Here is a 25,794-nt window from a genome sequence, read left to right as displayed (position 1 = left end):
GAATGTGACGGGTTTCAAGGCAATCGTCCTGCCTGCCATCTGGGATCGACGTTGCAATAAGACTAACGGTCAGCAAATAAACCGAAAAACTTGGCCGAAAAGCCGTTTCGGTTGTCGCCCTCAGCCGTGATGGCCTCTATACTAGCTCCCCGTTTGTGCACCGCTCTAGTGCATTCGGCTGGAGCGCGACACGTCCCTCCCTTCCCCCATAGAGCTGCCGCAAAAATGAGCCTGTTCTCCGCTGTCGAAATGGCACCACGCGATCCTATCCTGGGCCTCAACGAAGCATTCAACGCCGACACACGAACCACCAAGGTCAACCTTGGCGTAGGCGTTTACTGCAACGAGGAGGGGAAGATTCCACTCTTGCGTGCCGTTGCCGAAGCGGAAGCCATTCGCGTGGCGCAACACGCCGCCCGTGGCTACTTGCCGATCGACGGTATTGCCGCCTATGACAAGGCCGTTCAAACCCTGCTGTTCGGGAACGACTCGCCACTGCTCGAAGCTGGTCGTGTCGTGACCGTCCAGGCCGTTGGTGGCACTGGCGCCCTGAAGATCGGCGCTGATTTCCTCAAGCAACTGCTGCCAGACGCCGTCGTCGCCATCAGCGACCCGAGCTGGGAAAACCACCGTGCGCTGTTCGAAACCGCTGGTTTCCCGGTGCAGAACTACCGCTACTACGACGCCGCCACCCACGACGTGAACCGCGCCGGCCTGCTCGAAGACCTCAACGCCCTGCCGCCGCAGTCCATCGTGGTGCTGCACGCCTGCTGCCACAACCCGACCGGCGTCGACCTGAGCCCGGCCGACTGGCAAAACGTGCTGGACGTGGTCAAGGCCAAGAACCTGGTGCCGTTCCTCGACATGGCCTACCAGGGCTTTGGCGATGGCATCCACGAAGACGCCGCCGCTGTACGCCTGTTCGCGGAATCGGGCTTGACCTTCTTTGTCTCCAGCTCGTTCTCCAAGTCGTTCTCCCTGTACGGCGAACGTGTGGGCGCGCTGTCCATCGTCGGCGACTCCAAGGAAGAAAGCGCGCGCATCCTGTCCCAGGTCAAGCGTGTGATCCGCACCAACTACTCCAACCCGCCAACCCACGGCGCAGCGATCGTTGCCGCCGTGTTGAACAGCCCTGAACTGCGCGCCCAGTGGGAAGCCGAACTGGCCGAGATGCGCCTGCGCATCCGTGGCATGCGTGAGCAGATGGTTGCCGAACTGGCCAAGGCTGCGCCGGGCCACGACTTCAGCTTCGTCGGTCGCCAGCGTGGGATGTTCTCCTACTCCGGTCTGACCGTTGAGCAAGTCACCCGCCTGCGCAGCGAGTTTGGTATCTACGCGCTGGATACCGGGCGTATCTGTGTGGCGGCGTTGAACCAGTCGAACATTGCTGCGGTCACACAGGCAATCGTTCAGGTGCTGTAAACCTGCTAGCGTTGCACAGAAGGGGAAGCCATGGTTTCCCCTTTTTTGTGTCCAGCCCCTAGACTGAACCCTGACCGCCCCTTTGCTGTGAGAGCTCTATGAGAAACGACGACTTGGACCTGCGCGCCGACCGCGACGAACTGCACGACTACACCCCACGCGCGCCGCAGATGAAGCGGCAGAAGAGTTTGGTGTTGCAGGTGGCCCTCGGTGTATTCCTTGGTGGTTTGGCGTTGTGGCTGGTGCAGTTGGGTGCGACAGCAATCATGGCGAAACTCGCCATGGGCACCTTCCAGTTCGGCGGCTGATAAAAAACAGGTGGGACGGGACTTATCCCCTCCCACAGTGGATTCAGACGGCTACCAGCCCGCGCTCTTCCAGTAACTTCACAAAGCTGTTCAAACTCTGCGAAACAGTCCCCCGCCGCCAGATCAACCAAGTGTTCAGCAAGCGAAAGCTGTCCATCAGCGGCCACACACTCACCGCAGCGAACCCGGGCATGCTTTCCAACATACTGCGCGGCATCAGCGCCAGCCCAGCACCGGCGCTGACGCAGGCGAGCATGCCGTGGTAGGACTCAATCTCGAAGATCTTGCCCGGCACCGCGCCATCCTGTGAGAACCAGCGTTCAAAGTGATGCCGGTACGAGCAGTTCGAGCGGAACGTATAGATGTTCTCGCCATTTACGTCCTGCCCCCGGCTGATCGGCGCATGGTGCAGTGGCGCGATCACCACCATCTCCTCCTCAAACACCGCCACGCCCTCCAGGGTCGAATGCAGCACCGGCCCGTCGACAAACGCGGCGGTCAGGCGCCCCGACAATACCCCCTCGATCATGGTGCCCGACGGCCCGGTGCTCAGGTCCAGTTCGACCTTGGTGTGCTTCTGGTTATACGCCGCCAGCAACGCAGGGATACGCACCGCCGCCGTGCTTTCCAGGGAGCCGAGGGCAAACGCCCCCTGAGGTTCTTCCCCCGCCACCGTCGCGCGGGCCTCTTGCACCAGATCGAGAATGCGCCGCGCGTAACCGAGGAAATTCCAACCTGCCGGCGACAGGCGCAGTCGGCTCTTCTCGCGGATAAACAGCTCCACGCCCAAATCCTGCTCCAGTTGCTTGATCCGCGTGGTCAAGTTTGACGGCACCCGATGAATCAACTGCGCGGCGGCGCTGATGCTGCCTTGTTCGGCGACGGCCTTGAAGATTTCCAGTTGCACGAGATCCAATTCATTCTCCATTCGTGAATGTATTGCTTAATATTATTCAGTTTCCAGAAAAGATCCAGCCCCGTACGCTGACCTCCATTCCCAACGTACACGCAGGACGGTGCCATGAACGCAAACACCCACGCCTTATCGATCAACCCCGCCAACGGCCAAACCGTCGGCAACTATCCCTACGAAACAACAGCGCAGTTGGATGCCGCCCTCGACCGCGCCACCAGCGCCTTCCGCACCTGGCGCCGCCAGCCGGTGAGCCAGCGCGCCGAGCTGCTGTTAGCCCTGGCCGCCGCCTTGCGCGAGCAAGCCGAAGCCATGGCGCAGATGATCACTCTGGAAATGGGCAAACCCATCGCCCAGGCACGTGCCGAAGTCGAAAAATGCGCGCAACTGAGTGAATGGTACGCAGCCCAAGGCCCGGCCATGCTCGCCCCGGAACCGACCCTGGTCGACAACGGCACCGCCCACATCGAATACCGCCCGCTGGGCCCGATTCTCGCCGTAATGCCGTGGAACTTCCCGGTATGGCAGGTACTGCGCGGCGCCGTGCCAACCATGCTCGCCGGCAACACTTACGTGCTCAAACACGCGCCGAATGTGATGGGCAGCGCCTACCTGATCCAACAAGCGTTCCGTAAAGCCGGCTTTGCTGAAGGCTTATTCGAAGTGATCAACGTCACCCCCGAGGGCGTGTCCAAAGCCATCGCGGACCCACGTATTGCCGCCGTGACCCTCACCGGCAGCGTGCGCGCCGGCATCGCTATCGGCTCCCAGGCCGGTGCCGCGTTAAAAAAATGCGTGTTGGAACTGGGCGGCTCCGACCCGTTCATCGTGCTCAACGACGCCGACCTCGACGCCGCCGTGCAAGCCGCGCTCATCGGCCGCTTCCAGAACAGTGGCCAAGTCTGCGCCGCCGCCAAGCGCCTGATCATCGAAGCCGGTGTTGTGGAAGCCTTCACGGCCAAGTTCGTCGAAGCCAGCCGTGCCCTGGTGATGGGCGATCCCACATCAGCTGCCACCTACATTGGCCCAATGGCCCGCTTCGACCTGCGCGACGAGCTGCACGGTCAGGTCCAGGCCACCCTGGAGGAAGGCGCGACCCTGTTGCTCGGCGGCCATAAAGTCACAGGCGACGGCAACTACTACGAGCCGACCGTACTCGCCAACGTCACCGACCAGATGACCTCGTTCAAACAGGAACTGTTCGGCCCCGTGGCCTCGATCATCACCGCCCGCGACGCCGACCACGCGGTGGCCCTGGCCAATGACAGCGAGTTCGGCCTCACCGCGAGCATCTTCACCACTGACGCAGCGAAAGCCCGGGATATCGCCAATCAGCTGGAAACCGGCGGGATCTTCGTCAACGCCTTCAGCGTCTCCGACCCACGGGTGGCGTTTGGCGGCGTGAAGAAAAGTGGATTCGGTCGCGAGCTGTCGCACTTCGGCGTTCGCGAGTTCTGCAATGCGCAGACGGTGTGGCTGGATCGAAAATAACCCCGGCTGCGCAGCGGGCCTTTCATGGCAGGCGGCCGTGTTGTGGTGAGCGATCTGATCGCGCATATAGGCGGGATCAAGCAAAAAACGGATTGCGAAGCTACTGACGAACACACATTGGCCGCCTCCTTTTTGCGAGGCGCGAACGTCCTAGCGACTTTTTAACGATAGGCGCCATGACTTGGCGCGACATCGAAGATCGCGCCACCGGCACGCGAACTGAAGCTCAGCCTCCCTCTGCGAGGCTGAATCAACTACCATAGCGCCGCCGGTTCCCCCATGGGACTAATAGGGAATTCGAAACGCCGCCCGCGGCGTCAATCGAAACTGCCCCCGCAACTGTAGGTGCCGAGCCTGCTCCTTAACGCCACTGGACCTCGTCCGGGAAGGCTGGAGCGTGGCGAAGACGCATCAGTCAGGAGACCTGCCGGCCCAGCACAATCACTAACCGGCGGGGTGTCCGGGAAGGACATCCTTGCCTGCCCGACCGGCAGCGTTCAAGGGCGTATTTCCGAGCCGTACTACCCCTGCTTCACCTACGGTTCACACGGAGATCGCCCCATGCTGCCACGCGTTACTGCCCTGATCACCGGTCTGGGTTTCTGTGCCCTGGCTCAAGCGGCGCCCACTCACTACCCGCTGACGGTCCAAAACTGCGGCAGCGCCGTGACCTTCCCGCAAGCCCCCGCACGCAGCGTGACCATCGGCCAGGCCGCCACCGAAATGCTGTATGCCCTGGGCGTCGGCGACAAAGTGGTCGGCACCTCGCTGTGGTTCAACAGTGTGCTGCCCCAGTACCAGGCGCAGAACGACAAAATCGAACGCCTGGCCAACAACGAGCCAAGCTTTGAAGCCGTGATCGCCAAACGCCCGCAACTGGTGGCTGCCGAGCTGGAGTGGGTGGTCGGCCCGCAAGGCGTGGTGGGCACCCGTGAGCAATTCCACGAATTGAAGATCCCCACCTACCTGCTGCCTTCCGACTGCGAAGGCAAGGACAATCTGGTGGGCGCCGACGGCACGCGGCTGGAGCCGTTCCGCATCGAGACGCTCTACAAGAGCATCAGCCAACTGGCCGAGATTTTCGACGTGCAGGCGCGCGGCCAACAGCTGAACGACGACCTCAAGGCGCGCCTGGCCAAGTCCGTTGCCACCGCGCAGAGTAAAGGCCTCAAGCAAGCCAGCGCGCTGGTGTGGTTCTCCAGTTCCGAGATAGCCAGCGACCCATACGTGGCGGGCCACAAGGGCATCCCCGAATTCATGCTCGAAACCCTCGGCCTGCACAACGTGGTGCAGTCCGATGAAGAGTGGCCCGCTGTTGGCTGGGAAACCATCGCCAAGGCCAACCCGACGTTCCTGGTGATCGCCCGCATGGACCGTCGCCGCTACCCTGCCGACGACCATGAAAAGAAACTCGCCTTCCTGCGCAGCGACCCGGTCACGCGCAACATGGACGCCGTCAAACACAACCGCATCATCATCCTCGACGCCTTGGCGCTGCAGGCCAGCCTCCGCACGTTCGATGGCCTTGAACAGCTGGCCGGCGCCATCGACGGCTACGACCTGCGCAAATGAGTAAAAGCGTGATCCGCACCCTGCTCGCCCTGACCCTGCTTTCAGCCGCCCTACTCGCGGGCGTGGCCATCGGCGAAACGTCCATCGAGCCGCAGGTGGTGCTTCAAGTGCTCGCCAATAAGCTGTGGAACGCCGGCTATCTGCTCGATCCAATCGACGAAGGCGTGGTGTGGAACTACCGCCTGACGCGCGCCCTGGTCGCTGCCGCGTGCGGTGCGGGGCTGGCCACCTGTGGGGTGATCTTGCAGTCGTTGCTGCGCAACCCGCTGGCCGATCCCTATCTGCTGGGTATCAGCGCCGGCGCCTCCACCGGCGCGGTGTTGGTGGCGCTGATGGGCGTGGGCGGCGGGTTGATTTCACTGTCGGCCGGCGCGTTTGTCGGGGCCATGGCGGCGTTTGCCCTGGTGATCTTGCTCGCGCGGGCCAGCGGCTCTATGAGCGGTACCGGCCAGATCATCCTCGCGGGCATTGCCGGTTCGCAGATGTTCAATGCCCTGACCGCGTTTCTCATTACCAAGTCGGCCAGCTCCGAGCAGGCCCGCGGCATCATGTTCTGGCTGCTGGGCAACCTCAGCGGTGTGCGCTGGCCTTCGGTGTGGCTGGCGGTGCCGGTGGCGGTTGCCGGCTTGGCGGTGTGCTTGTGGCATCGGCGTGCGCTGGATGCGTTTACCTTCGGCAGTGACTCGGCGGCGTCCCTCGGCATTCCAGTGCGCCGCGTGCAATTTGTGCTGGTGGGCTGCGCGGCGTTGGTGACGGCGGTGATGGTGTCGATTGTCGGCTCCATCGGCTTTGTCGGCCTGGTGATCCCCCATGCAGTGCGCCTGTTGCTGGGCACCGGGCACTCGCGGTTGCTGCCAGCCAGCGCCTTGGGCGGCGCGCTGTTTTTGATCGCGGCGGATGTGCTGTCGCGCACCTTGATCAAAGGCCAAGTGATTCCTGTGGGCGTGGTCACTGCCCTGGTCGGTGCGCCGGTGTTTGCGTTGATCCTGATCGGGCGGAGGAATGCGCGATGAAGGTGCTCAGTTGTACGGGCCTGGGTTTTAAGGTGCGCGATGCCGAGTTGCTACGGGATATTCATCTTGAGGTGCAGTTGGGGGAAACCTTGGGGATTGTCGGCCCGAACGGCTCCGGTAAATCCACCTTGCTCAAACTGCTGGCGGGGTTGCGAACACCCGCCTCTGGTGAGGTAAGGCTTGGGGGCACCCGTTTGGGCGACCTGTCCCGCCGCGCCATCGCGCAACAGCTGGCAGTGGTGGAGCAACAGGCCGACACCGACGACGCCATCCGCGTATTCGACGCCGTGGCGTTGGGGCGCACGCCATGGTTGTCGGCGCTGAGCCCGTGGTCACGCGAGGACGACGCCATCGTGTGCCAGGCCCTGCACGATGTGGACGCCACCCACCTGAGCCAACGCGCCTGGCGCAGCCTCTCCGGCGGCGAACGCCAACGTGTGCACATCGCCCGCGCCTTGGCGCAACGGCCACAGATTCTGCTGTTGGATGAGCCGACCAATCACCTGGATATCCAACATCAACTGGCAATATTGAAGGGTGTGCAAGGGTTACCGGTGACGACGCTGATCGCGCTTCATGACCTTAATCAGGCCCTGACCTGTGATCGATTGGCGGTGCTCGATCACGGGCAATTGGTGGCGCTGGGCACACCGCTGGACGTGCTGACACCGCAGCGGTTGCAGGAGACGTTCGGTGTGCAGGGGCATTACCTGACGGACCCGTTTGATGGAGCGCAGATACTGCGGTTGCGTTCCAACTGAGGCGCTCGGTGAGCACCGCAGATGGACGTTAAGTGACCGATGAGCCTTTCGTGGTGAGCGGGCTTGCCCCGCGCTGGGCTGCGAAGCGGCCCCAATAAGGCCACCCCAATTTCTCAGAAAAACCGCAGTGCTTGGTTTTGGGGCTGCTGCGCAGCCCAGCGCGGGGCAAGCCCGCTCACTACAGAAAGCACTTTCACCACAGGAAGTACTTTCACTACAGCAAGTACTTTCACCACAGACAGCACTTCCACGCAGATGGGCGTTATGTGACCGATGAGCCTTTTGTGGTGAGCGGGCTTGCCCCGCGCTGGGCTGCGAAGCGGCCCCGATAAGGCCACCGCAATTTCGCAGAAAAACCGCAGTGCCTGGTTTTAGGGCCGCTGCGCAGCCCAGCGCGGGGCAAGCCCGCTCACTACAGAAAGCACTTTCACCACAGGAAGTACTTTCACCACAGACAGCACTTCCACGCAGATGGGCGTTATGTGACCGATGAGCCTTTTGTGGTGAGCGGGCTTGCCCCGCGCTGGGCTGCGAAGCGGCCCCGATAAGGCCACCCCAATTTCTCAGAAAAACCGCAGTGCCTGGTTTGGGGGCTGCTGCGCAACCCAGCGCGGGGCAAGCCCGCTCACCACAGGAAGTACTTTCACTACAGAAAGCACTTTCAGCACAGGACGTACTTTCACCACAGGAAATACTTCCACCACAAGAAGCCCTCTGACCACGACGAGCGCGCTCACCGCAAACCTATAAACTCCGCTGCATATGCGTCGTCTGCCACACCGGGTCGGCCTCGACATCCACAATCTCAAACCCCTGCCGCCCCCAAAAATCAATCGCCCCAGGCAGGAATGGGTGGGTATGCAGATACACCACGTCCACGCCATCCGCCCGCGCCCTGCCCTCCAACGCGCGGTATAACTCCCCCGCCAGACCGAAGCGGCGAAAGGCCGGAAGGACGAACAGGCGCACCACTTCCACAGTCTTGCGGCCTTGGTAATTCAATTGGGGGAAACGATCGTCGTAGGGCAAATAACCGATGGCGGCGATGATCTGGTGGTCCTGGCGAGCGATCAGGAAGAGCCCATCGCCGTGAAGGTAAGTGGCCTCGAATTGCGCCAGGTCAGCGGGCATGCTGGTATCGCTGAGCTTGGGGAACAGCTCGGCACGGGCTGCCAGGACGAAGGCCAGAACCTCTGGAATGTCGGCAACCGTGACCGTCTGGATATTGATCATTCACTCACTCGCTCGTACCGCAAATACCCGTTGGCGGCTGTTCCCACACACACGAACCCAGCCGCCTCATACATTAACCGGGCCGGGTTGTCCGCACGCACGCACAAGCTCAACCGCGCATAACCAGCCTGCCCCGCCGCCGCCCGGTAGGCCTCCAGCAATGCACGCCCAATACCCTTGCGCCGATATGCCTCGCCGACGTTGATCGTGCACAACTCGGCAAGACCGTCCTCGGGCATCCACATCGAATAACCGGCGAACTGTCCGTCGAGCATGGCCACCGTCAATCGCTCAACGTTGTTGACCCAACGTGTGAGGTGCCGTTCCAACTGCTCTTGCCAGGCCACTTCGTGTGCAGGCTCGCAACGCTGGATATATCCCCGCTCGCCCCGGTAAACCGCGGGCAGGTCGGTGATCCTGGCCGGCCGTAGCGTCAGCTCGTTCACTCAAGCAACTCGCAGAATGAAGTGCCCTTCAGGGCTGCAGGCGGACAGGCAGGATGGGGCTGAGCGCTTGAGGCCGGGTTGAAGAATCTCATGTACATCCCTTCGTTTGAGTGGGAGGCGAAAGGTTACCCGGCCAGTCATGCATCCTCCAGCTTGTCGCGCAAAAACTCGATAAACCGCTGGGTCTTCGCGGGCAGCAGCCGCGTTTCGGTCAGGGCATAAACTGAAACCGACGAGCCATGCCAGTCGGGCAGTACTCTGCACAGTGTCCCGCTGACCACATCCTGCTCGGCAATGCCTTCGGGCAGCAGCGCAATCCCCAGGTTCAACGCGGCCAGGCGTCTGAGCATGCCCACGCTGTTGAGCTCAAACCGCCCACTCACGTCGACGCCCACCTTCTCCGACCCCGACTCCAATACCCATCGATGCGCCCTTGACCCGCGCATGCGCAAACATTCGTGATGCGCCAGATCTGCTGGCTGAGCTGGCAGTCCGGCGCGTTCCAGGTACTGGGGCGAGGCGTAAAACGCTCGCCGCATATTCGCGAGTTTGCGCGCGATCAGGTGGGAATTGGCGGGCTCGCCCATGCGAATGACCACGTCCACTGGATCGCTGATCAAGTCGACCTGGCGCGGCGTTAAGTCGAGTTCGAACGTGATGTCCGGATACAACCGGGAAAACTCGGCAATCAACGGCGCCAGGTAGACCATCGCGAAATCCACCGGCAACGAAGCGCGCAGCAGGCCGTTGGGTTGGGCGAGCATTTCGCCGAGTTGTTCATGGGCCAGGCGGGCCTCGTCGACGATGCGCTTGCACCGCTCAAAGTACAACTGACCCGCCTCAGTGGGCTCAATCTTGCGCGTAGTGCGGTGCAACAGTCGCAGGCCGATACCTTTTTCCAATTCGCTGATGCGCCGGGACAGCGTCGAGTTCGGCATGCCCAGGCTTTCGGCCGCGCGACTGAAACTGCGTGCCTTCACCACCTCGACAAACAGCGCCATATCGTTGAGAAATTCCACAGCATTATCCCATCAGTGGATTAGTCATTTCGTATTTCAGGCATTTATCCCGAAATCGGATTGATCAATCATAACCCCATCACTGATGAGGAACACCGCCATGAATGCTCTTTTCTCTCCCCTTTCCCTTGGTCGCTACACCCTCGCCAACCGCCTGATCATGGCGCCGATGACACGCTCGCGCGCCAACGACGCCGGTGTGTCTTCCGACCTTGTGACCACTTACTACGCCCAACGCGCCACCGCCGGTTTGATCATCTCGGAAGGCGTATTTCCCGACGCGTCGGGCAAAGGCTACGTCCGCACTCCAGGTATCGAAACCGCCGAACACGTGGCCGCCTGGAAATCTGTCACCCAAGCCGTGCACGCCCAGGGCGGGCACATCTTCATGCAACTGATGCATTGCGGGCGGGTCTCTCACCCTTCACTGCTGCCTGACGGCGCGCTGCCGCTGGCCCCTTCTGCGATCAAACCGGCGGGCCAGACCTGGACCGCGAACGGCCTGCAGGATTTCGTCACGCCCCATGCCTTGAGCGTCGCGCAGATCGGTGGCGTGGTCGACAGCTACCGTCATGCCGCACGCCGGGCAATCGAGGCAGGCTTTGACGGGGTGGAGTTGCACGCCGCCTCCGGTTACCTGCCCGAGCAATTCCTCTCCAGCAGCAGCAACCAACGCGAAGATCAGTACGGTGGTTCGGTGGAAAACCGTAGCCGCTTCGTACTGGAAGTGCTCGCCGCAATGGTCGATGAAGTAGGCAGTGATCGCGTGGGCATCAAAATTTCCCCGGAGATGAACTTCAACGACATCAGCGATGCCAACCCGCAGGAAACATTCACCTACCTGGTCAAGCAACTGCGCGAGCTGAAACTGGCCTACTTGCATGTGGCACTGTTCGGGGCGAGCTTCGACTATCACGCTGCGTTGCGAGAATTGTTCGAGGGCCGCTACCTGATCGGAGGCGGCCTTACACGGGACAGCGCCGACACCTTGATCGCCGAGGGCAAAGCCGATGCGGCGGTGTTCGGCGGCGCGTTCCTGGCCAATCCGGACCTGCCCGCGCGCTTTCTCAGTGGTGCCGCTTTGAATGTGCCCGACAAAGACACCTTCTACACGCCAGGTGCCGAGGGTTACATCGACTACCCAGCACTCTGAAGCGTAGAACCTTCAGCCACTTGTCTGATACGGGACGGTTGGTGAATGGGGGTCCAGTTGTGGTGAGCAGGGCTGCCGACCAAAACACCTATTCACCACTGATCCTCGTCGAGATCCACCGTCGGCTATACGCCAAGACCGCCTCGCCCATCGCCACCGGAAAATGGATAAATCCATGGGCCGACTCCGGCAGCAGATGGGCCTCTGCCTGTGGCCACCGTTCAGCGATTAACAGTGTGTCGTCTTTGAGCGGGTCCAACTCACCCACAAACATCAACGCCGGTGGCAGGCCGTCGAAGTCGCCATACAGCGGCGACAACGGCGCCTGTCTGCGCTCGTCATCGCTGAGACCTGGCGTCAGCATGCGCAGCGCATCGACCATTCCTGGTCCGTCTAGCAACAAGGTCTCCGGCCCGGCGTTGCGCACACTCGGCGTACCGGTCAAATCGTAAACACCGTAATACAGCACTGCGCCGCTCACACGCTGGAGCAACTCCGGCCATTGCTTGAGCGCCAACAACGTCGCCGCCGCAAGGTGCCCGCCGGCCGATTCGCCGACGACGATGACCGGCAGCTGTTTGAACTCATCCTCACAGAGCAACCAGCGCGCCGCCGCCAGGCAATCCTCCATCAGCCCTTCCACCGGCGTATCCACCGCCAGCCGGTAATCCACCGACACAACCGCCACGTCGCATGCGTTAACCATGCCGAGGTTAAGATCGTCGTCCATCTGCGCACTGCCAATCACCCAGCCGCCGCCGTGGATATCCAGCACCACGCCTTTAGGCTTGCCGACTGGCCGCAGGATGCGTACGGGGACGTTGTCGACGATCTTGCACTGCGCCGCTGGCGCCTTCTTGAGCGTTTGGCTGACGCGCAACAACCCCTGGATCAAACGCGGCGTCACGCGGTTACGGATCTTGAAGCGCGGCATCCAGGCGAGCTTTTGATTGAAGCGGCGCATCTGGGCCAAATCCGCCTCGCTGGCCGGCCAAGGTTGGTGGGCCATCAACGGTTATTCCGCAGGATCGAGAAATTCAACGCCGCCGCTACGCACAGCCACGCCAAATACGGGAACAGGATCAAGCCGGTGATCAAGTCCAGACGCACCGCCATCACCACCATCGTCGCCACCGTTACCCACAGCACCGCAATAATCACCATCCCCGCAAAGATGCGATGGGCGCCGAAGAACACCGGGGTCCACAACGTATTCAATGCGATCTGCGCAGCCCACAGCGCCAATACCATTTCGCTGCCAGGGATCAGTGTGAGGCGATAACCGGCCCAGGCCAGCAACAGGTAGATAATCGTCCACGCGACCGGGAACAGCCAATTGGGCGGGGTGAAGCTGGGTTTGACGAGGGATTCATACCAGGCGCCAGGTTTGAAAAGGATGCCGGTGCTGGCCGCGGCGGCGCAGGCGAGCAGGAAGATGAAGAAGGTCATGGTCGGTCCTTGAGGTCGGTTGAAAGAAAACCACGCATAGCATCAGTGACTCAAACCGCCGCAGATAAATTCAATCAACCACACAAAAATGGACTGCACGGTGCTCAAACCGGCTCCACAATCCTCAGCCACGGCCACCGCACCTGATAACTCCTGGCTTTGCGCGCAAACAATTCCGGCTCCGGGTGCAGTGGGTTAATCCGAAGAATCCCCTGCTCCACATCCGCCAGCCCATAGGGCGCATACACCTCACCGGTGGCGATCTCCAACCCGATGCACGTCCCCGCCACCAGGTAACGGTCCACCCCCTGTTTAGCCGAGTGCAACTGCGGATATGGTCGGCCAAACCGCTGCCCATACCAGAGGTGAACCCGCGCCTGGTTCTTGACCTCAACATTCACGCCCAAATCCTGGAACAACTGCTCGGCCCTGCGAATCACAGCGTCCTCGGCCTCATAGGACAAGTCGGTGTCGAAGTAGAAAACGTCGTAGTCCTTTACGCCCTGCGCGGCAGGGAGATTGGACTGATGATTCCACACCGCCTGGAACAGGCATCCCGCCGTGAGCATGCATTGCTCCACCCCGAGGTCGGGCAGACGCGCGGTGATTTCGGCGTTGATGGGGTTGGCCATGGCCAGGTTGAGCAAGGTGTCGACGGTCAATGTCATGGGATCCCTGAGTTAATCAGCCCTTTGGTGGAAGTCGACTGTACAACATCAGGGAGGGCGTTGAGGTTTACCCCTTCAACTCACTGGCCCGATGACTCGCCGCATCGTCATAAGCCACATACAGCGACTCAGCGATCTGGCTCTTGATGGCCTTGGAAGCCTCCAGACCCAACACAAACCCTTCCGCCTTACCGCCTGCGCGGTTGAGTTCTTCATGGGTGGACGCGCCGGTGATGGCGTCGAGCAGCTTGGTGGCATGCGGGCCGACGCCCTTGGGGAGGCTGATTTGGTCGATGGACATGAGGCGATACCTTGCGAGAGAGAGATCGGTAGCGCGTGGAACCACTGCCGGGGGATGGCATGGTAGACCGATATGCCCTGCAAAGGGGTGTTTGCGAGTCATCCGGTTTAAAACTCAAGATGCCTTCATCATGGCATTTCATTGTCATGCAGCGCTCGGCACCGCATCACCGCGCGCCTGAGCAGGCATCGTGTGAGGACTCAAGGGCGAAGACGCACGGCAAATGCGCGACACGATACGTGTGGTGCGTTACACCCACGCCAACGACACACCGAACCCAGCGTTCACCCTTGAATATGACCGCTACCTGGCATTCCGGGCCGGGCAACGCGTGGCGTTCTCGGCTTAAGGTATTCTCCATGGCGTTAATGCCGACCTCGGCCGCCAACCGCTGACCCTCAAGGCGCATCAGGAGATCTGCATATTGATTGGGCATCGCTTCGAGCGCACCGCGCAGGGTGACTTGCACATCCACTCGCGCAACGGGGTGCAAAGCGCATTGGTACTGCTGACAGGCGCAATGGCGTTCACCCTGCCACTGGCCTTCGTCGTATTTTGGTTCACCGATAGCAGCTCGCAGTGGGCGGACATGGACCCGCTGACCTCGCTGCTGATCGTGCTCGGCCTGCTGCTCATTCCTGCCCTTGGCCTGCTGCTGATGGTGTACACCGGCATCCGCGAGAGCTTGTTGTTGTCGCGGGCTAACGGCGAAGGCAAGCGCCGCACTCGAAACTTTTTCGGTGGCCGCGAGCGTGTGCAGTCAACCTTCAGCATCGATAAAGCCCACCACCTCGAACTGCGCCGCCGTCCACAGGCAGAGCCGGCCAACACCCAGTTGTGGCTGGTGATGCGCGACGGCACCGAGCAGCGCTTGACCACCGACAACGTGCCCGTGATACCGGGGAGCACACGCACCGATATGTGGCTGCGAGAACTGGCTGACTATCTGAACGTGGCCATGCCCACTGAGGTGCACGTTGGGTCGGCGGCCGCGGCGCCCTACAGGCCTGCGCCATCACCGGCAAAGGTCGCCCGGCGGCGCAAATCCGAGGGGCCGGCACCCGTGGCTGAGTCCACCGACAAACTCGGCAGGCCCGCACGCGCCCTGCTGTCCCTGCTGGGTGTTTTCCTGGCGGTGCTGGAGCTGACGCATGTGATCGCGTTGGCGCGCGCGCTGTTTACCGGGCGGCTGCGGGTCAGTGGCATTCGATCGGGTTCGACGAGCTTCTATTGGGCCGAGCAACCTCTGGTGTTTTCATTCAATGTGCTGGTGGGTGTCGCCGAGGTGCTGATTATCGGCGTGATCGCCTGGGGGTGTTTGCGTACGGCGATTCTGGGGCGGCTGAAATCCAACTCGTGAAGGAGGCCAGTTGGGCACCGCGCCCGCGCACTGCTAATCTGCGGCCTTTGTGCCTGTAGCAAAAGGAAGGTTTACAGCGACATGGACATTCAACAAATCAAGCAACGCCTGGCCCGCCCCGCCGTGAAGTTCATGGCCGGTGGCTTTCGCCCTCTCGGCACCGATGAAGAAAGCTGGCTGGGGAATGTCTTCCTGTTCCGCCCGGATGAAGGCGTACCCACCAATCAGGCCGGACAACCCTTGCTGCCCTACGCGCAGTTTTACCTGCCCGCCCTGCCCTTCAACAGCCCGCTGCTGGCGGGGGTTCGTGTGCTGACGGTGTTTATCTCGGACCCGTTTCCTGAAGACTTTGAGCCGATGGGAAATAACTGGGTGATCCGCGAATATGGTGCCGATGACGTATTGGTGCGCAAGGCGCTGCCGGTACCGGGCACATTTCTCAAACCTTTCCCGTTGAAGGCAGAAGCGGTGCCGGAGGACTTCCCACTGTGGGATGGCGGCGGTGTCCCCGCGGACCTTGAGCAAGCCATTCTCACGCTGGAGCGCGCCGGCGAGATACAGAGCTATTACGACTTGATCACCCATACTTACGAACACAAGATCGGCGGTTACCCCTCGTTCTGCCAGTCGGGGGTGGATCCGGGTGAAGGTTTCGAGTTTGTGTTCCAGATTTCGTCGGACCCGAAGATCAACCTCAACGTGATCGACAGTGGCAGCCTGATGTTCTGGAAGCACAACCAAACCGGGGAATGGGCGCTCTATTATGATTTTTACTAAGGTGCTGGGAGGCCCGAATGACTGACTACCGTGGATTGATCTTCGACGACACCCGAGAAAGCGCATCCGACCACGCCCTCGCGCAATTGGAAGCCACCCTCGGCGCCCGCCTGCCGGACGATTACCGGCAGTTTCTCAAGACCTGCAACGGCGCCACCGTGGAATACGACGTGCTGGCGACCATGAGCAATGGCGATAAAGAGCTGCTGAGTTTCTTGCTGTATGGCCTGGACCCCAGCGAGCAGTATGAATCCAACCCCTTTGAACTGGAGCAACTGCGCAAGCAACCTGGCTTCCCCGCGACAGGGTTATTGCCGATCGGCCGCGATGGCGGCGCCAGCGTGTTGCTACTTGACCTGCGCGAGGGGCGCCAGGATGTGGGGGCGATGGTCGCAGGTTTACCTGCCTGGACGGGGCGTCGCCAGCAAGGCGATGAGTACGTGGTGCTGGCGGACTCGTTCAATGCCTACCTGGACTTGCTGCACGTGTCGCAGGAACGGATCGCGGAGCACATCAATCACTTCGTCATCAGCGACGACACCATTGACGCGACGCTGACGTGGCTGGATCAAAGCAGTCCCGGTTGGCGGGAGCGCTATCGGGACCTGTGGAATGCGCGGGTGGTGGACAGGCCTATTTGAAGCCGGTGTCAGGGCGTCGCGCATTGTGCTGGCTGGAGGAAGTCTTTCAGCGCTGCCTGATACAGCGTGAGTGGCTGGTCCCGGGTATCGAGCATGGCAAATGGAATCGCGGTGATATGTGAAAACGTCTGGGCACTGATTGAATAGGTTTTCTGCCTGCACACGCCGTTATTGCCATTGAGCATGAACTGAAACGTGAACAGTTTCGGCCGGGTACACCAGCTGGGAATCAAGCCAAGACTCAAGCCCGTCAGGTACTCCTGCGTACACGCGCCGCCCGATGAAAACTCCGAGATTTTTATGGCTAATACAGGGCGCGACGACGCGAGCGGTGCTGAGCTGATGTCTTGCGCCGCCGGGATTATTTCTTGTGTGGCCTGGTAGGCGCGCTTGCCGAAGCGGCTGTCCTTCCAGGGCGCGTCAACTTCATAAGTGAAGCTTGGGATGCTTTCGGTTTTGGCGGCTTCAACGCGGTCGTTGATGATTGGCTTGGACGCGTAGGTGGTGCATCCGGCGCCGGATATCGCCATGGTGAGAAGCATCAGACTGTTAACGAGTGCGCCACGCATCTTGGGTTTTCCCTGGCTATGAATTGGGCCGACTTCATCCAAGTCGGTCAGGAGGGTGAGCGGGCTCTCCTGTGGTGTGCAGGCTTCTTGTAGTGAGCGGGCTTCTTGTGGTGAGCGGGCTTGCCCCGCGCTGGGCTGCGAAGCGGCCCCAATAAGGCCACCCCAATTTCTCAGAAAAACCGCAGTGCCTGGTTTTAGGGCTGCTTCGCAGCCCCAATAAGGCCACCTCAATTTCTCAGAAAAACCGCAGTGCCTGGTTTTAGGGCTGCTTCGCAGCCCAGCGCGGGGCAAGCCCGCTCACCACAGAAAGCATACTCAACACACAAAGTTCGCTCACCACAAAAAGCCTACTCAACACACAAAGTTCGATCACCACAGAAAGCCCGTTTACCACGAGAGATCAGCGCACCAAAAAAGCCCCTCACCAAAAAAACCCCAAGCGACTCACGCCAGCGCACTGAACCGCTGCGCCGCACGCCGCTCATACATCGCCGCTTCCGTCTCCTGAGTCGCCCGCTCACCCTTATAGGCCAACTGCGTCAAAAACTTCGCATCCCTGAACTCTGCAGGGACCATGCTATGCGTGTCTTTGAACAGCGGCGCCAGATCAATGGAGCTGGCGAAGTTTTCCTGGGTCAGGCTGTAGTAACCCATGATGCTGCCGGACCAGGGCGAGCTGGCGTCTGTCATGTCGATGGCAGCATCTCGGTAGGCGACGGCTGCGGTTTTGAGACCCAGGGATTTGTTGAGCAGATCCGTGAGCCGCTGGGTGTCCGAGCTGTTGAGCTGGCCGGCGGTATTGAGCACTTTCAGACTGCCGTCAGCGTCGACGGTGAAGCCGTATTTTTTGCTGGCAAGGTCGGGGGCTGTAGTCGACAGAGTTGACTGGAAGGCCTGGAAAGAGGCTTTCAACGTGTTGTGCGCACCTTTGAAGATTTCGGCGAACCGAGGGTACTCCGGCGATTCAGAGCGACCCACCCAGACGTCGACGACCTCCAGTGGTTTCGACGTGGTGCTGGTGTCTTCACTGGGATGGTAGATGGCGGCTGGCGCGGCGTTTGCCAGGGCTTCCTTGGCGACATCCGTCAGCGGCTGGGGCGTAAGCGTCTGGTTGGAAGGCGCAAGGGTGACGTTGGCCGGCGAGGGATAGGCGGAACTGACGGAGAGAGCCATTTAATCGGTCCATGATTGGCGGGTTCCTCAAGGTTATCGACGGTGCTGGAGCAACCTTTAGCTCAATGACCCGCCTAGCCTCTCAGCGCACTGATGATGAACGCGTGAAGACCATTGACGGCTTTGGACCCGCGAGAAGCTCGGCTGCGCAAGATCGAAACTTCCATCGGCGCAATGTTCCCCAACTCCTGCTCACTGCCCCAGACCTGCAGCGATGCCGGCACGCTGCACTGAGTGATCGCGGCAATTGCCAGTCCACCTTCGACGGCGGCCACTTGGCCAGCGAGGCTTGAGCTGTTGTAGACCACTTTGAATTGGCGGCCCTGGCGGGTCAGTGAGTCCACCGCATAACGCCGAGCCAGGCTTTCACTTTCGTAAACAGCGATGGGCACCGGCTCTCGACGCCACAGTTCGAACTGCGGTGAGCCCACCCACACCATGGGTTCCTTGAACAGAAACGTGCCGCTTTGCGGCGAGTCCCTGGACACCAGTGCAAGGTCAAGATCGCCGCTTCGAACACGCGGAATCAAGGTGGTCGACTGTTCACAGGTCAGCTCTATGTCCACGCCTGCGTAGCGCGGTGCAAAGCGCTTGAGCAGCGGCGTGAGGTACTTGGCCGCGTAGTCCTCGGCGACGCCCAGGCGGATGCGACCGGTCAATGCTTCCCCATGAAAAGCCGCCTGGGTTTCAGCATGCAGGGCGAGCAGGCGGCGGGCATAGCCCAGCAGCGTCTGGCCATCAGCGGTCAGTTGCAGGTGGCGCGGACCACGGTTCAGCAGTTGCCGTCCAAGCGCGGCTTCAAGCTTTTTCATCTGCATACTGACGGCGGACTGGGATCGGTTCACCTCGTGCGCTGCGCCCGACAGCGAACCAGCATCCACCACCGCCACGAAGCACTTGAGCCAATCAATCTGCAGATCGCTGGCGAGCATGGGGCTACCTCTATGCGTTAATCGAATGACTGCGATGTGAATTATGCGCTTTTCAGGATAACCGCCCAGCCCTAATGATGATTCGCCTGAATCACCACTGCGGGATTTGAACATGCCATTCGAGACCTGGTTGCTCTATGTGTTTACCTGCTGCGGTATCGCAGTCGTGCCGGGGCCCAATGCGTTATTGGTGCTGACCCATGGTGCCATTCACGGGCGCCGCAAAACGCTGTTCACCATCACCGGCGGAGTGCTCGGTTTTGCGGTGGTGCTTTCGTTTTGCGCGCTGGGCCTGGGCGCACTGATTCAGGCGTCGGCCACGTGGTTCAACGCGCTGAAGGTGGCCGGGGGTCTGTACCTGATCTGGCTGGGCTTCGGACTGTGGCGGGCTGCGCCGATGACGCTTGAGACTGCCGATACGGCTGGCTTCAGCGGTTGGTCACTGTTGCGCCAAGGCCTGGTATCGGCCCTTTCAAATCCCAAGGCGTTGCTGCTGTTTACCGCGTTTATCCCACCGTTCCTGGATCCGCACAGGAGCCTGATCGCCCAGACGGCTGCCATCGCACTGACCTACGCCGGGGTGGAGTTTGTGGTTGAGTATCTGGTCGCCAGCGCGGCGCACCGGGTCAGGCCTTGGTTGGCGAGGACCGGGCGCCGGTTCAATAAAGTCTGTGGTGGTTTTTTTGTGCTGTTTGGCTTGGCGCTCCCCATTCGTGCCTGACAGCTTGATGGTTGCCCTTGCAGGATCGTACAAGCCCACTGACCCGCAACGTGAGTAGCCTTGGATCTCTCACCCCACCCGAGGATCCACCATGGCCCAGCACCCGGTAAATCTCACCCAAAAAGCCTCGCTCATCGATCAACTGTGGCGCCCGCGAGTGGTCGCGCAAATGAACGACTACCAGTTCAAGGTCGTGCGTATCGAAGGCGAATTCATCTGGCACTCGCATCCGGAAACCGATGAGGCCTTTCTGGTGCTTGAAGGCACTTTGCGTATCGACCTCCCGGACGGCCCGGTGTATGTGGCTCCGGGCGAGCTGTAGGTGGTGCCGCGTGGTGTCGAACACAGGACGGCGGCCGACGGCGAAGCCAAGCTGATGATGATCGAACCACGCGGCATCCTGAACACCGGGCATGAAGGGGGTGAGCGCACTGCCGAGAATGATCAGTGGATCTGAAACGTCGCAGCCCCCAGCAACCCCAGCAGCTCATTCACCAACTCAACCGCCTCCTGCTGATAGCCTTCACGCCAGCGCGCCGACCAATCATTCGGTCGGCCGTCTTCTTCCCACTCAGATAGCGCCAGGCCGTTGACGATTTCCAGCTCAAACCACTGGCGTTGCCAAGCGTCAGCGTCGGTGACCAGGGTGATGTCCTGCCACAGAAATTCGGTATGGGCGACAAAACGACTCCAGCGGAACAGGTCCTCGGTGGCCTGCTCTGCGAGTAGGATCAGTTGGGTTTTTTGGTCCATTGCGGGTTATTTGTCCTTGATCTCTTCCAGCCGTCCGCCGCAGGCGATGAACTTGTCGGTATAGCCTTCACGACAGGTGTTGCTTTGCACAGACGCCACGCCGCTCGGCTTCAAACCGGAGCACGGATCGGGGTTCGAGGCGCTCGACGAAAATTGATGAGTGCACGTTTGGTAGCTGTTTCTTTGCGCCTCATCCAACACGCGCTGGCCCTCGGCGCTGTCTTTTGCGCGCTGTTCGCAGGCGTTGACGTTGGCATCCAGCTCGGCCACGCACTGCTGGCCCTGTGGGGTTTCAGGGTGGATGTAGCGGTACTGCGTGCAAGCGCCGAGGAGGAGAAAGGCAAGCGCGGCAAAAGCTTTGGTCACGGATTCCATATCCTTCAGACGTGAATGTCGCGAGGTTGGACGTGGAAAAGGGCCCTAGGTTCTGCCATTGTCGCGCCGTTGTTTGTTTTTCCTGCACCCCCGGAGCCCTTATGCCACCGACCAAACGCGACAGCGCCCGCATTGAGCGCCGACTCGTCGCCACCCTGACCGACGCCTGCGAAACCGCCAAAGCCGAAATCCCCGGCTTCGAATGGTTGACCCACACTGTCGATTACACAGCCTTTCCCCAAAGCCTGCGGGTGATCTGGGTGTTCGATACGCGCGCCAACAAGGACCACGCCCTTGCGACCGGTGTCGACCAGCGCATGCGTGAATTGACCGCTGCGGCGCTGGATGACGCCGAGGTAGCGCCCGTACAGGTTGACCGCTGTGTGCGTTTTGACTCTGAAGAAGAATGCCAGCGCCAGCACGGTGGCGATTGGCGTGTGCGCCTGCAACGCTAGTGGCTGCCTCGTAATCTCTGGATAATGCCCTCCTCCCGCCCCGATACGGAAATCCCGCTCAATGAAGTCGCCCGCCCTGCTTCTCGCTTCTGCCCTCTTGCTGCCCGCCATCGCCCACGCCGACGACGCCGCATTGACCGAGACGCTCAAGGCCTTCACGCGCTGCGACGCAACCTTCTTCAGCAGCCTGAACACGCACCGCGCCGCGTGGCAGGCCTATGCGCCGCTCAAGCAGGACAAGGACTTCACCTGGATCGCCGTTAAAAACCGTGCCGACCGCCAAGCCAATCAGGTGCCCGTCAGCGCGCCGCCCATCGCAGGCCTGAAGCTGTTGTCGTACGCCGACGAGGCCGCCGACCTCGATCAGTTGGGACGCTACTATTACTGGGGTTTTGTCGTGCAAGGCGGTGTGGACGAGGTGGCCCAGCACCTGGCACCACTGCTGGACGTGCCCGCGCGGCTGCAAAAAATCGACGGGTCTTATATTCGCAGTGAACTCAAGGTCGGCGACCGCTGGCAGGCGATCAAACCGCAACCGGGCAAGGCACCGGGCACGCGCAACGTTGAGCGCGTGCTGATCGTCGAACCCGATGGCGAGCAAACACGCGTCAGTTGCTCGGTACAGGGCGGCGTCGATGCTGCGCTGCTGGCCTGGCTGCGGCCGGACATTGCGCCGGTTGACTACCCGCGTACCGTGGTAGAAACCAGCATCAACGATGTCGACGTACCTGCCAGCGTGCTCCAACGCCTCGATTCGCCGCTGTTGCAGCCGAAATTCAAGAGGTTGAGCTACTCCTACCTGTCCAAGAAAGGCGACGGCAGCCAGGACAGTCCGACCTCGGTCACCTTCACCGCCGACGGCGGCTTGCTGAAGAAGAATGAGGTGTACGGCAACGCCTTCAACGTCGATCGCCTGGTGCTCGCCGACTTGATCCAGTTGAAGTCGAAGATGAACGGCGTCGGCGATGGGCGAGTGCTGCAAACCCTCGCAGTCGAGTTGAAAGTGCCGAGCAGTTGGGCCCCTGGCCAGATCCTGCGCGCAGACATGCAGATGCTGAACGTCCCCGCCAAGCCCACCGACACCCCCACCGACACCTCATTGATCTGCAAGGTGGGTGAGCGCTTCCCGGCGCGCCAGGTGTTTGCCTCCTTGACCGGCGACGCCATCAAGCTTGAGTGCGACCAGGGCGACTACAAGACCTCGCGTGCGTTTATCGAGGACTTGGGCGTGGCCCTGACGCTGGAGTCGACGTCGAGCCAGTTCCACTACGTGAATCAATACACCGCGCTGGATGTCGTGCGCTGATCAGCCCAACGCCAGGACGCTGGGATCTGGGGCACTCTGCGCCAGCCCAGCGGTCTGTTGATGCACACCCCCTGCCCCGTGGAGTTCCCATGATCATTGTTCACCACCTCAACAACTCACGCTCGCAGCGCATACTGTGGCTGCTGGAAGAGCTTGGCCTGCCCTACGAAATCAAGCGTTACCAGCGCGACCCAAAGACCAACCTCGCACCGCCTGAACTCAAGGCAATCAACGCCCTGGGCAAGTCCCCGGTGATTGAAGACGGTGCCAATGTGGTGATCGAATCCGGCGCCATCGTCGACTACCTGATCCGCCGCCATGGCGACGGCCGCCTGCAACCCGATCCCGCCTCGGCCGACTACGATAAATACGTGCAATGGCTGCATTTCGCCGAAGGTTCGGCCATGTTGCCGCTGATGCTTAACCTCTACGTGGGACGCCTGGGGGATGCCGGTGCACCGTTGCATCCACGCATCGAATCCGAGGTCGCCAACTATTTGGGCTATCTGAACGATGCGCTGGGGCACGCGCCGTATCTGCTGGGTGATGAGCTGAGCGGGGCAGACATCCAGATGAGTTTCATCGGCGAAATCGCCAAGGCCCAGGGCAAGTTGCAGGCGTACCCGCACCTGTCAGCGTGGGTGCAGCGGTTCCAGGCGCGGCCGGCGTATCGCCAGGCGCTGGAACAGGGCGGCGAGTATGCATTTGCCAACTAAGTAAACCCGGGCACGGTGGGTGTGCGACTAGCCCACCATCTGCCACAACGATGCGCCCACCCCGGTAATGCTCTCCCCGGCAATCAACCCCGCCGCTGCGGTAATCGCAAAGCGCTCAGTGATACTTGGCCAACGGCAACTCACCAACCAGGTGAGCACCGCGCCCATCGCCATCATCAACGACACCGAAGCCGGCAGGACAAAAGCCAACCCCAACGCGGCGGCACTCGGCAAGTAGCGGGAACGATGGGCCGGCAACAGGCTGTCGAGCACGCCCAACAACACGCCTGCACCGCCGCCAATGGCAATCGCCCAGCGGATGCTCGTCGACAATGAATCCAGCCCGTGGGTCAGGGTTTGCGCCACGGCTTTCCACGTCGCCACCGCGGGCGCCGGCCACTCTTCGGTAAGCAGCATGGACTGCGGATCCGGAATCAGCGCCAGGTACGCAAACACGCCAACGATGCTGCCGATGAAAATCCCCAGGATCTGCGCGATCACTTGTTTGTGCGGCGTAGCACCAATCGCTTTGCCCACCTTGAAATCGTTCATCAAGTCCGTACATTGCCCCGCCGAGCCGCCAGCGGTGTTGGCGCTCATCAGGTTGATCGGCACCTGGCCGGGAGCAACGATGCCGAAGCTCAGTTGGGACAATTGCCCGATGGCGCCAATCGGCGGAATACCGGTGGCACCCACCACGCGGGCGGCGACGGCCGCGAGGCAGATCGCCAGGGGAATGGTCAGCAATGCCATCCACAGATTGATGCCGAACAGCAGCGCTTGCAGACTGACTACCAAGCCTATCGACAGGATAAAACCAGCGGCCGGCCCGGGCTTGGGCACGCTCCACATCTTGCCGCCGTCAGCTTTAGTGGAGGAGCGCAACGCCCACAAACGAATCGTCAGCGAGGCCAAGGTGGAACACACCATCAGGCTCACACCGGGCCACAGCAACCATTCCACCAATGCAGCGAATTGCGGGCCGCTGCTGTCTGCCGGCAACGTCACCAGGTTTTGTGCCAGCAGCCACGGGCCCAGGCCACCCCACGCAATCAAGGCGCCGAGCAGCAGAGTCAGGCCGACGCGAATACCGATAATGCCGCCGAACCCCAGCAGCAGCAGCGAAGGATCGGCGGTAAAGGTCAGACGCTCCAACGGGGCTGTCGGCGACCAGCGCGGAAAGGCCCACATGAAGGTGTCCACCCACTTCACCAATCCGGACAGCAACGCGGCGCTGAGCAGCACCTTCAAACGTGTCGCGGCTTCGCGTCCGTGGTTGTAGATGTGCAGCAGGGTTTCCAGGGTGGCCATGCCTTCGGGGAACTTCAGCGCCTTGTCATTGAGCAACGAGGGGCGCAGGTACCAGGCGATCCAAATGCCCAGGAAACTCACCGAGAACACCCAGGCGATCATCGGCAACGCGTCTAACTGGTTGCCGGTCAACAAGGTGTAGGCCGGAATCGGCGCCACCAAACCGCCAGAGATGATCGAAGCGGCGGCCGAGGCGACGGTCTGGTTGATATTGCTCTCATGCAAGGTCCACGGCAGTTGCTCGGTGGAACGCTTAGCCAGGCCTTGCCAGATCGCATAACCCACCAGCAGGGCGATGATCGACATGTTGAACGACCAGCCGATCTTCAAGCCGGCGTACACATTGGATGGTGTGAGCAAAATACCGAGCACGGTGCCGGTGACGACGGCACGCAGGCTGAGTTCGCGTTCGACGGGGGCGTACTGGGGAATGGCTGGCGAGGCTGACAGCATGCGGATTCCTTTCGGCAATGAAACAGGGCGACCTAACAAGTGAGCCCTGTGGGCCCTGAAGGTTCCTGAATCGGCAAGAAGGAACAGCAGCGCAAAGCACGTCCGCTCTTGTGATGTGCGGGCTTTTTTTGGTCAGCCTGCGTGTAGGTGGCACATAAGCTTTTTGTGGTCAGCCTGCTGTAGGTAGCAAATAAGCTTTCTGTAGTGAGCGGGCTTGCCCCGCGCTGGGCTGCGAAGCGGCCCCATCAAGAGCACCGCGTTTCGTCAGGTAGATCGCGCTGGCAGGTTTTGGGGCTGCTTCGCAGCCCAGCGCGGGGCAAGCCCGCTCACCACAAAAGCCACTGCTCACCGTAAGAAGCCTGCTCATCAGAGAGGCCTGCCAAACACAGGAGTTCGCCTGTTCTTAGGTGGCAAGTGAGCTTTTTGTGATCAGCCTGCTTGTGGGTGGCAAGAAAGCTTTTTGTGGTGAGCGGGCTTGCCCCGCGCTGGGCTGCGAAGCGGCC

29 protein-coding genes, 1 pseudogene and 1 riboswitch are annotated in these 25,794 nt (G+C 61.1%); of the genes and pseudogenes, 16 read left to right on the top strand and 14 right to left on the bottom strand.

Annotated features, from left to right (window positions below; all coding sequences use genetic code 11):
- Nucleotides 1–225 precede the first annotated feature (225 nt).
- Together CKW32_RS17750 and CKW32_RS17745 are read left to right on the top strand one after the other, a co-directional pair.
- A complete protein-coding gene (locus CKW32_RS17750) occupies nucleotides 226–1,422 on the top strand; it encodes an amino acid aminotransferase (RefSeq protein ID WP_032885846.1) in 1,197 nt (398 codons plus the stop codon).
- Between the two features lie 98 nt (nucleotides 1,423–1,520).
- Nucleotides 1,521–1,730 carry a hypothetical protein gene (locus tag CKW32_RS17745; RefSeq protein WP_095185551.1) on the top strand — a complete coding sequence of 70 codons (210 nt, stop codon included), beginning with the start codon at nucleotides 1,521–1,523 and terminating at the stop codon, nucleotides 1,728–1,730.
- 43 nt (nucleotides 1,731–1,773) lie between these two features.
- Here CKW32_RS17745 and CKW32_RS17740 read toward each other — a convergent pair whose 3' ends face one another.
- Nucleotides 1,774–2,646, bottom strand: coding sequence for a LysR family transcriptional regulator (locus tag CKW32_RS17740; protein ID WP_095185653.1), 873 nt, complete (start codon nucleotides 2,644–2,646; stop codon nucleotides 1,774–1,776).
- 105 nt (nucleotides 2,647–2,751) lie between these two features.
- Here CKW32_RS17740 and CKW32_RS17735 point away from each other — a divergent pair, with 105 nt between their 5' ends.
- From CKW32_RS17735 to CKW32_RS17720, 4 genes are all read left to right on the top strand, one after another.
- The gene (locus CKW32_RS17735; RefSeq protein ID WP_095185550.1) at nucleotides 2,752–4,134 is read left to right on the top strand and encodes an aldehyde dehydrogenase family protein; all 1,383 of its coding nucleotides are present in this window, start codon (nucleotides 2,752–2,754) and stop codon (nucleotides 4,132–4,134) included.
- 252 nt (nucleotides 4,135–4,386) lie between these two features.
- Nucleotides 4,387–4,581, top strand: a riboswitch (cobalamin riboswitch).
- Nucleotides 4,582–4,695: 114 nt separating this feature from the next.
- Entirely contained in the window at nucleotides 4,696–5,706 is a 1,011-nt protein-coding gene (locus CKW32_RS17730) for an ABC transporter substrate-binding protein (RefSeq protein ID WP_032885849.1), read from the top strand.
- An 8-nt stretch (nucleotides 5,707–5,714) separates the two neighbouring features.
- Nucleotides 5,715–6,719: an iron ABC transporter permease gene (locus CKW32_RS17725; RefSeq protein WP_177326422.1), complete on the top strand. Its 1,005-nt coding sequence runs from the start codon at nucleotides 5,715–5,717 to the stop codon at nucleotides 6,717–6,719.
- On the top strand, nucleotides 6,716–7,480 hold the full coding sequence (locus CKW32_RS17720) for an ABC transporter ATP-binding protein (RefSeq protein WP_032885852.1): 765 nt from the start codon (nucleotides 6,716–6,718) through the stop codon (nucleotides 7,478–7,480). Before CKW32_RS17725 ends, CKW32_RS17720 begins: the two co-directional genes overlap by 4 nt.
- A gap of 744 nt (nucleotides 7,481–8,224) precedes the next feature.
- Here CKW32_RS17720 and CKW32_RS17715 read toward each other — a convergent pair.
- The 3 genes from CKW32_RS17715 to CKW32_RS17705 all read right to left on the bottom strand — a co-directional run bounded on the left by CKW32_RS17715 (nucleotide 8,225) and on the right by CKW32_RS17705 (nucleotide 10,178).
- Nucleotides 8,225–8,713: a GNAT family N-acetyltransferase gene (locus CKW32_RS17715; RefSeq protein ID WP_095185549.1), complete on the bottom strand. Its 489-nt coding sequence runs from the start codon at nucleotides 8,711–8,713 to the stop codon at nucleotides 8,225–8,227.
- Nucleotides 8,710–9,159, bottom strand: coding sequence for a GNAT family N-acetyltransferase (locus CKW32_RS17710; RefSeq protein WP_256585342.1), 450 nt, complete (start codon nucleotides 9,157–9,159; stop codon nucleotides 8,710–8,712). Before CKW32_RS17710 ends, CKW32_RS17715 begins: the two co-directional genes overlap by 4 nt.
- 137 nt (nucleotides 9,160–9,296) lie before the next feature.
- Nucleotides 9,297–10,178 (bottom strand): LysR family transcriptional regulator, encoded by an 882-nt coding sequence (locus CKW32_RS17705; RefSeq protein WP_095185548.1) that lies wholly within the window; start codon nucleotides 10,176–10,178, stop codon nucleotides 9,297–9,299.
- A gap of 100 nt (nucleotides 10,179–10,278) precedes the next feature.
- On the opposite strand from CKW32_RS17705, the gene CKW32_RS17700 reads away from it, so the two are divergent.
- On the top strand, nucleotides 10,279–11,331 hold the full coding sequence (locus CKW32_RS17700) for an alkene reductase (RefSeq protein ID WP_095185547.1): 1,053 nt from the start codon (nucleotides 10,279–10,281) through the stop codon (nucleotides 11,329–11,331).
- 88 nt (nucleotides 11,332–11,419) lie between these two features.
- Here the strand turns inward: CKW32_RS17700 and CKW32_RS17695 are convergent, their stop codons facing one another.
- From CKW32_RS17695 to CKW32_RS17680, 4 genes are all read right to left on the bottom strand, one after another.
- Nucleotides 11,420–12,340, bottom strand: a complete 921-nt coding sequence (locus CKW32_RS17695) for an alpha/beta hydrolase fold domain-containing protein (RefSeq protein WP_095185546.1) — start codon at nucleotides 12,338–12,340, stop codon at nucleotides 11,420–11,422.
- The gene (locus CKW32_RS17690; RefSeq protein WP_032885858.1) at nucleotides 12,340–12,780 is read right to left on the bottom strand and encodes a TspO/MBR family protein; all 441 of its coding nucleotides are present in this window, start codon (nucleotides 12,778–12,780) and stop codon (nucleotides 12,340–12,342) included. Before CKW32_RS17690 ends, CKW32_RS17695 begins: the two co-directional genes overlap by 1 nt.
- Before the next feature lie 104 nt (nucleotides 12,781–12,884).
- Complete coding sequence (locus CKW32_RS17685; RefSeq protein WP_032885860.1) at nucleotides 12,885–13,448, bottom strand: nucleotidyltransferase family protein; 564 nt, start codon at nucleotides 13,446–13,448, stop codon at nucleotides 12,885–12,887.
- A gap of 67 nt (nucleotides 13,449–13,515) precedes the next feature.
- Nucleotides 13,516–13,749 (bottom strand): hypothetical protein, encoded by a 234-nt coding sequence (locus tag CKW32_RS17680; protein ID WP_032885861.1) that lies wholly within the window; start codon nucleotides 13,747–13,749, stop codon nucleotides 13,516–13,518.
- A 223-nt stretch (nucleotides 13,750–13,972) separates the two neighbouring features.
- Between CKW32_RS17680 and CKW32_RS28635 the strand changes: the two genes are divergently transcribed.
- The 4 genes from CKW32_RS28635 to CKW32_RS17665 all read left to right on the top strand — a co-directional run bounded on the left by CKW32_RS28635 (nucleotide 13,973) and on the right by CKW32_RS17665 (nucleotide 16,527).
- Complete coding sequence (locus CKW32_RS28635) at nucleotides 13,973–14,098, top strand: hypothetical protein (protein WP_256585341.1); 126 nt, start codon at nucleotides 13,973–13,975, stop codon at nucleotides 14,096–14,098.
- 72 nt (nucleotides 14,099–14,170) lie between these two features.
- Complete coding sequence (locus CKW32_RS17675; protein ID WP_095185545.1) at nucleotides 14,171–15,109, top strand: hypothetical protein; 939 nt, start codon at nucleotides 14,171–14,173, stop codon at nucleotides 15,107–15,109.
- An 81-nt stretch (nucleotides 15,110–15,190) separates the two neighbouring features.
- Entirely contained in the window at nucleotides 15,191–15,886 is a 696-nt protein-coding gene (locus tag CKW32_RS17670) for a DUF1963 domain-containing protein (protein ID WP_095185544.1), read from the top strand.
- 17 nt (nucleotides 15,887–15,903) lie between these two features.
- Nucleotides 15,904–16,527 carry an SMI1/KNR4 family protein gene (locus tag CKW32_RS17665; RefSeq protein WP_032885865.1) on the top strand — a complete coding sequence of 208 codons (624 nt, stop codon included), beginning with the start codon at nucleotides 15,904–15,906 and terminating at the stop codon, nucleotides 16,525–16,527.
- Between the two features lie 8 nt (nucleotides 16,528–16,535).
- Here the strand turns inward: CKW32_RS17665 and CKW32_RS17660 are convergent, their stop codons facing one another.
- The 3 genes from CKW32_RS17660 to CKW32_RS17650 all read right to left on the bottom strand — a co-directional run bounded on the left by CKW32_RS17660 (nucleotide 16,536) and on the right by CKW32_RS17650 (nucleotide 19,201).
- Nucleotides 16,536–17,096 (bottom strand): hypothetical protein, encoded by a 561-nt coding sequence (locus tag CKW32_RS17660; RefSeq protein ID WP_095185543.1) that lies wholly within the window; start codon nucleotides 17,094–17,096, stop codon nucleotides 16,536–16,538.
- 444 nt (nucleotides 17,097–17,540) lie between these two features.
- Nucleotides 17,541–18,269: a hypothetical protein gene (locus CKW32_RS17655; RefSeq protein ID WP_095185542.1), complete on the bottom strand. Its 729-nt coding sequence runs from the start codon at nucleotides 18,267–18,269 to the stop codon at nucleotides 17,541–17,543.
- A 74-nt stretch (nucleotides 18,270–18,343) separates the two neighbouring features.
- Nucleotides 18,344–19,201 (bottom strand): LysR family transcriptional regulator, encoded by an 858-nt coding sequence (locus CKW32_RS17650; protein ID WP_095185541.1) that lies wholly within the window; start codon nucleotides 19,199–19,201, stop codon nucleotides 18,344–18,346.
- 112 nt (nucleotides 19,202–19,313) lie between these two features.
- On the opposite strand from CKW32_RS17650, the gene CKW32_RS17645 reads away from it, so the two are divergent.
- Both CKW32_RS17645 and CKW32_RS17640 read left to right on the top strand, forming a co-directional pair.
- Complete coding sequence (locus CKW32_RS17645; RefSeq protein ID WP_095185540.1) at nucleotides 19,314–19,922, top strand: LysE family translocator; 609 nt, start codon at nucleotides 19,314–19,316, stop codon at nucleotides 19,920–19,922.
- 91 nt (nucleotides 19,923–20,013) lie between these two features.
- Nucleotides 20,014–20,379: pseudogene (locus tag CKW32_RS17640) on the top strand (cupin domain-containing protein).
- Here CKW32_RS17640 and CKW32_RS17635 read toward each other — a convergent pair.
- Both CKW32_RS17635 and CKW32_RS17630 read right to left on the bottom strand, forming a co-directional pair.
- Nucleotides 20,367–20,675, bottom strand: a complete 309-nt coding sequence (locus CKW32_RS17635) for a hypothetical protein (protein WP_095185539.1) — start codon at nucleotides 20,673–20,675, stop codon at nucleotides 20,367–20,369. The pseudogene CKW32_RS17640 and the gene CKW32_RS17635 sit on opposite strands and share 13 nt — an antisense overlap.
- Before the next feature lie 6 nt (nucleotides 20,676–20,681).
- Complete coding sequence (locus tag CKW32_RS17630; protein ID WP_143499393.1) at nucleotides 20,682–21,041, bottom strand: hypothetical protein; 360 nt, start codon at nucleotides 21,039–21,041, stop codon at nucleotides 20,682–20,684.
- 110 nt (nucleotides 21,042–21,151) lie between these two features.
- Here CKW32_RS17630 and CKW32_RS17625 point away from each other — a divergent pair, with 110 nt between their 5' ends.
- The 3 genes from CKW32_RS17625 to CKW32_RS17615 all read left to right on the top strand — a co-directional run bounded on the left by CKW32_RS17625 (nucleotide 21,152) and on the right by CKW32_RS17615 (nucleotide 23,527).
- Nucleotides 21,152–21,505 carry a hypothetical protein gene (locus CKW32_RS17625; RefSeq protein WP_032885876.1) on the top strand — a complete coding sequence of 118 codons (354 nt, stop codon included), beginning with the start codon at nucleotides 21,152–21,154 and terminating at the stop codon, nucleotides 21,503–21,505.
- Nucleotides 21,506–21,566: 61 nt separating this feature from the next.
- Nucleotides 21,567–22,811 (top strand): hypothetical protein, encoded by a 1,245-nt coding sequence (locus CKW32_RS17620; RefSeq protein WP_095185537.1) that lies wholly within the window; start codon nucleotides 21,567–21,569, stop codon nucleotides 22,809–22,811.
- 89 nt (nucleotides 22,812–22,900) lie between these two features.
- Nucleotides 22,901–23,527, top strand: coding sequence for a glutathione S-transferase family protein (locus tag CKW32_RS17615; RefSeq protein WP_032885879.1), 627 nt, complete (start codon nucleotides 22,901–22,903; stop codon nucleotides 23,525–23,527).
- 27 nt (nucleotides 23,528–23,554) lie between these two features.
- Here the strand turns inward: CKW32_RS17615 and CKW32_RS17610 are convergent, their stop codons facing one another.
- The gene (locus CKW32_RS17610) at nucleotides 23,555–25,291 is read right to left on the bottom strand and encodes an OPT family oligopeptide transporter (RefSeq protein ID WP_095185536.1); all 1,737 of its coding nucleotides are present in this window, start codon (nucleotides 25,289–25,291) and stop codon (nucleotides 23,555–23,557) included.
- Between the last annotated feature and the right edge of the window lie 503 nt (nucleotides 25,292–25,794).

Source organism: Pseudomonas sp. Irchel 3H9 (genome assembly GCF_900187495.1).
Classification (GTDB): Bacteria; Pseudomonadota; Gammaproteobacteria; order Pseudomonadales; family Pseudomonadaceae; genus Aquipseudomonas; species Aquipseudomonas sivasensis.
This window is presented reverse-complemented; position numbering and strand designations above follow the sequence as displayed.

What these genes read in the sequence shown, in the direction of transcription:
- CKW32_RS17750 (WP_032885846.1), top strand. Translation starts at nt 226, where the DNA reads ATGAGCCTGTTCTCCGCTGTCGAAATGGCACCACGCGATCCTATCCTG.
- CKW32_RS17745 (WP_095185551.1), top strand. Translation starts at nt 1,521, where the DNA reads ATGAGAAACGACGACTTGGACCTGCGCGCCGACCGCGACGAACTGCAC.
- CKW32_RS17735 (WP_095185550.1), top strand. Translation starts at nt 2,752, where the DNA reads ATGAACGCAAACACCCACGCCTTATCGATCAACCCCGCCAACGGCCAA.
- CKW32_RS17730 (WP_032885849.1), top strand. Translation starts at nt 4,696, where the DNA reads ATGCTGCCACGCGTTACTGCCCTGATCACCGGTCTGGGTTTCTGTGCC.
- CKW32_RS17720 (WP_032885852.1), top strand. Translation starts at nt 6,716, where the DNA reads ATGAAGGTGCTCAGTTGTACGGGCCTGGGTTTTAAGGTGCGCGATGCC.
- CKW32_RS17715 (WP_095185549.1), bottom strand. Translation starts at nt 8,713, where the DNA reads ATGATCAATATCCAGACGGTCACGGTTGCCGACATTCCAGAGGTTCTG.
- CKW32_RS17700 (WP_095185547.1), top strand. Translation starts at nt 10,279, where the DNA reads ATGAATGCTCTTTTCTCTCCCCTTTCCCTTGGTCGCTACACCCTCGCC.
- CKW32_RS17695 (WP_095185546.1), bottom strand. Translation starts at nt 12,340, where the DNA reads ATGGCCCACCAACCTTGGCCGGCCAGCGAGGCGGATTTGGCCCAGATG.
- CKW32_RS17690 (WP_032885858.1), bottom strand. Translation starts at nt 12,780, where the DNA reads ATGACCTTCTTCATCTTCCTGCTCGCCTGCGCCGCCGCGGCCAGCACC.
- CKW32_RS17685 (WP_032885860.1), bottom strand. Translation starts at nt 13,448, where the DNA reads ATGACATTGACCGTCGACACCTTGCTCAACCTGGCCATGGCCAACCCC.
- CKW32_RS17680 (WP_032885861.1), bottom strand. Translation starts at nt 13,749, where the DNA reads ATGTCCATCGACCAAATCAGCCTCCCCAAGGGCGTCGGCCCGCATGCC.
- CKW32_RS28635 (WP_256585341.1), top strand. Translation starts at nt 13,973, where the DNA reads ATGCGCGACACGATACGTGTGGTGCGTTACACCCACGCCAACGACACA.
- CKW32_RS17670 (WP_095185544.1), top strand. Translation starts at nt 15,191, where the DNA reads ATGGACATTCAACAAATCAAGCAACGCCTGGCCCGCCCCGCCGTGAAG.
- CKW32_RS17665 (WP_032885865.1), top strand. Translation starts at nt 15,904, where the DNA reads ATGACTGACTACCGTGGATTGATCTTCGACGACACCCGAGAAAGCGCA.
- CKW32_RS17660 (WP_095185543.1), bottom strand. Translation starts at nt 17,096, where the DNA reads ATGCGTGGCGCACTCGTTAACAGTCTGATGCTTCTCACCATGGCGATA.
- CKW32_RS17655 (WP_095185542.1), bottom strand. Translation starts at nt 18,269, where the DNA reads ATGGCTCTCTCCGTCAGTTCCGCCTATCCCTCGCCGGCCAACGTCACC.
- CKW32_RS17650 (WP_095185541.1), bottom strand. Translation starts at nt 19,201, where the DNA reads ATGCTCGCCAGCGATCTGCAGATTGATTGGCTCAAGTGCTTCGTGGCG.
- CKW32_RS17645 (WP_095185540.1), top strand. Translation starts at nt 19,314, where the DNA reads ATGCCATTCGAGACCTGGTTGCTCTATGTGTTTACCTGCTGCGGTATC.
- CKW32_RS17635 (WP_095185539.1), bottom strand. Translation starts at nt 20,675, where the DNA reads ATGGACCAAAAAACCCAACTGATCCTACTCGCAGAGCAGGCCACCGAG.
- CKW32_RS17625 (WP_032885876.1), top strand. Translation starts at nt 21,152, where the DNA reads ATGCCACCGACCAAACGCGACAGCGCCCGCATTGAGCGCCGACTCGTC.
- CKW32_RS17620 (WP_095185537.1), top strand. Translation starts at nt 21,567, where the DNA reads ATGAAGTCGCCCGCCCTGCTTCTCGCTTCTGCCCTCTTGCTGCCCGCC.
- CKW32_RS17615 (WP_032885879.1), top strand. Translation starts at nt 22,901, where the DNA reads ATGATCATTGTTCACCACCTCAACAACTCACGCTCGCAGCGCATACTG.
- CKW32_RS17610 (WP_095185536.1), bottom strand. Translation starts at nt 25,291, where the DNA reads ATGCTGTCAGCCTCGCCAGCCATTCCCCAGTACGCCCCCGTCGAACGC.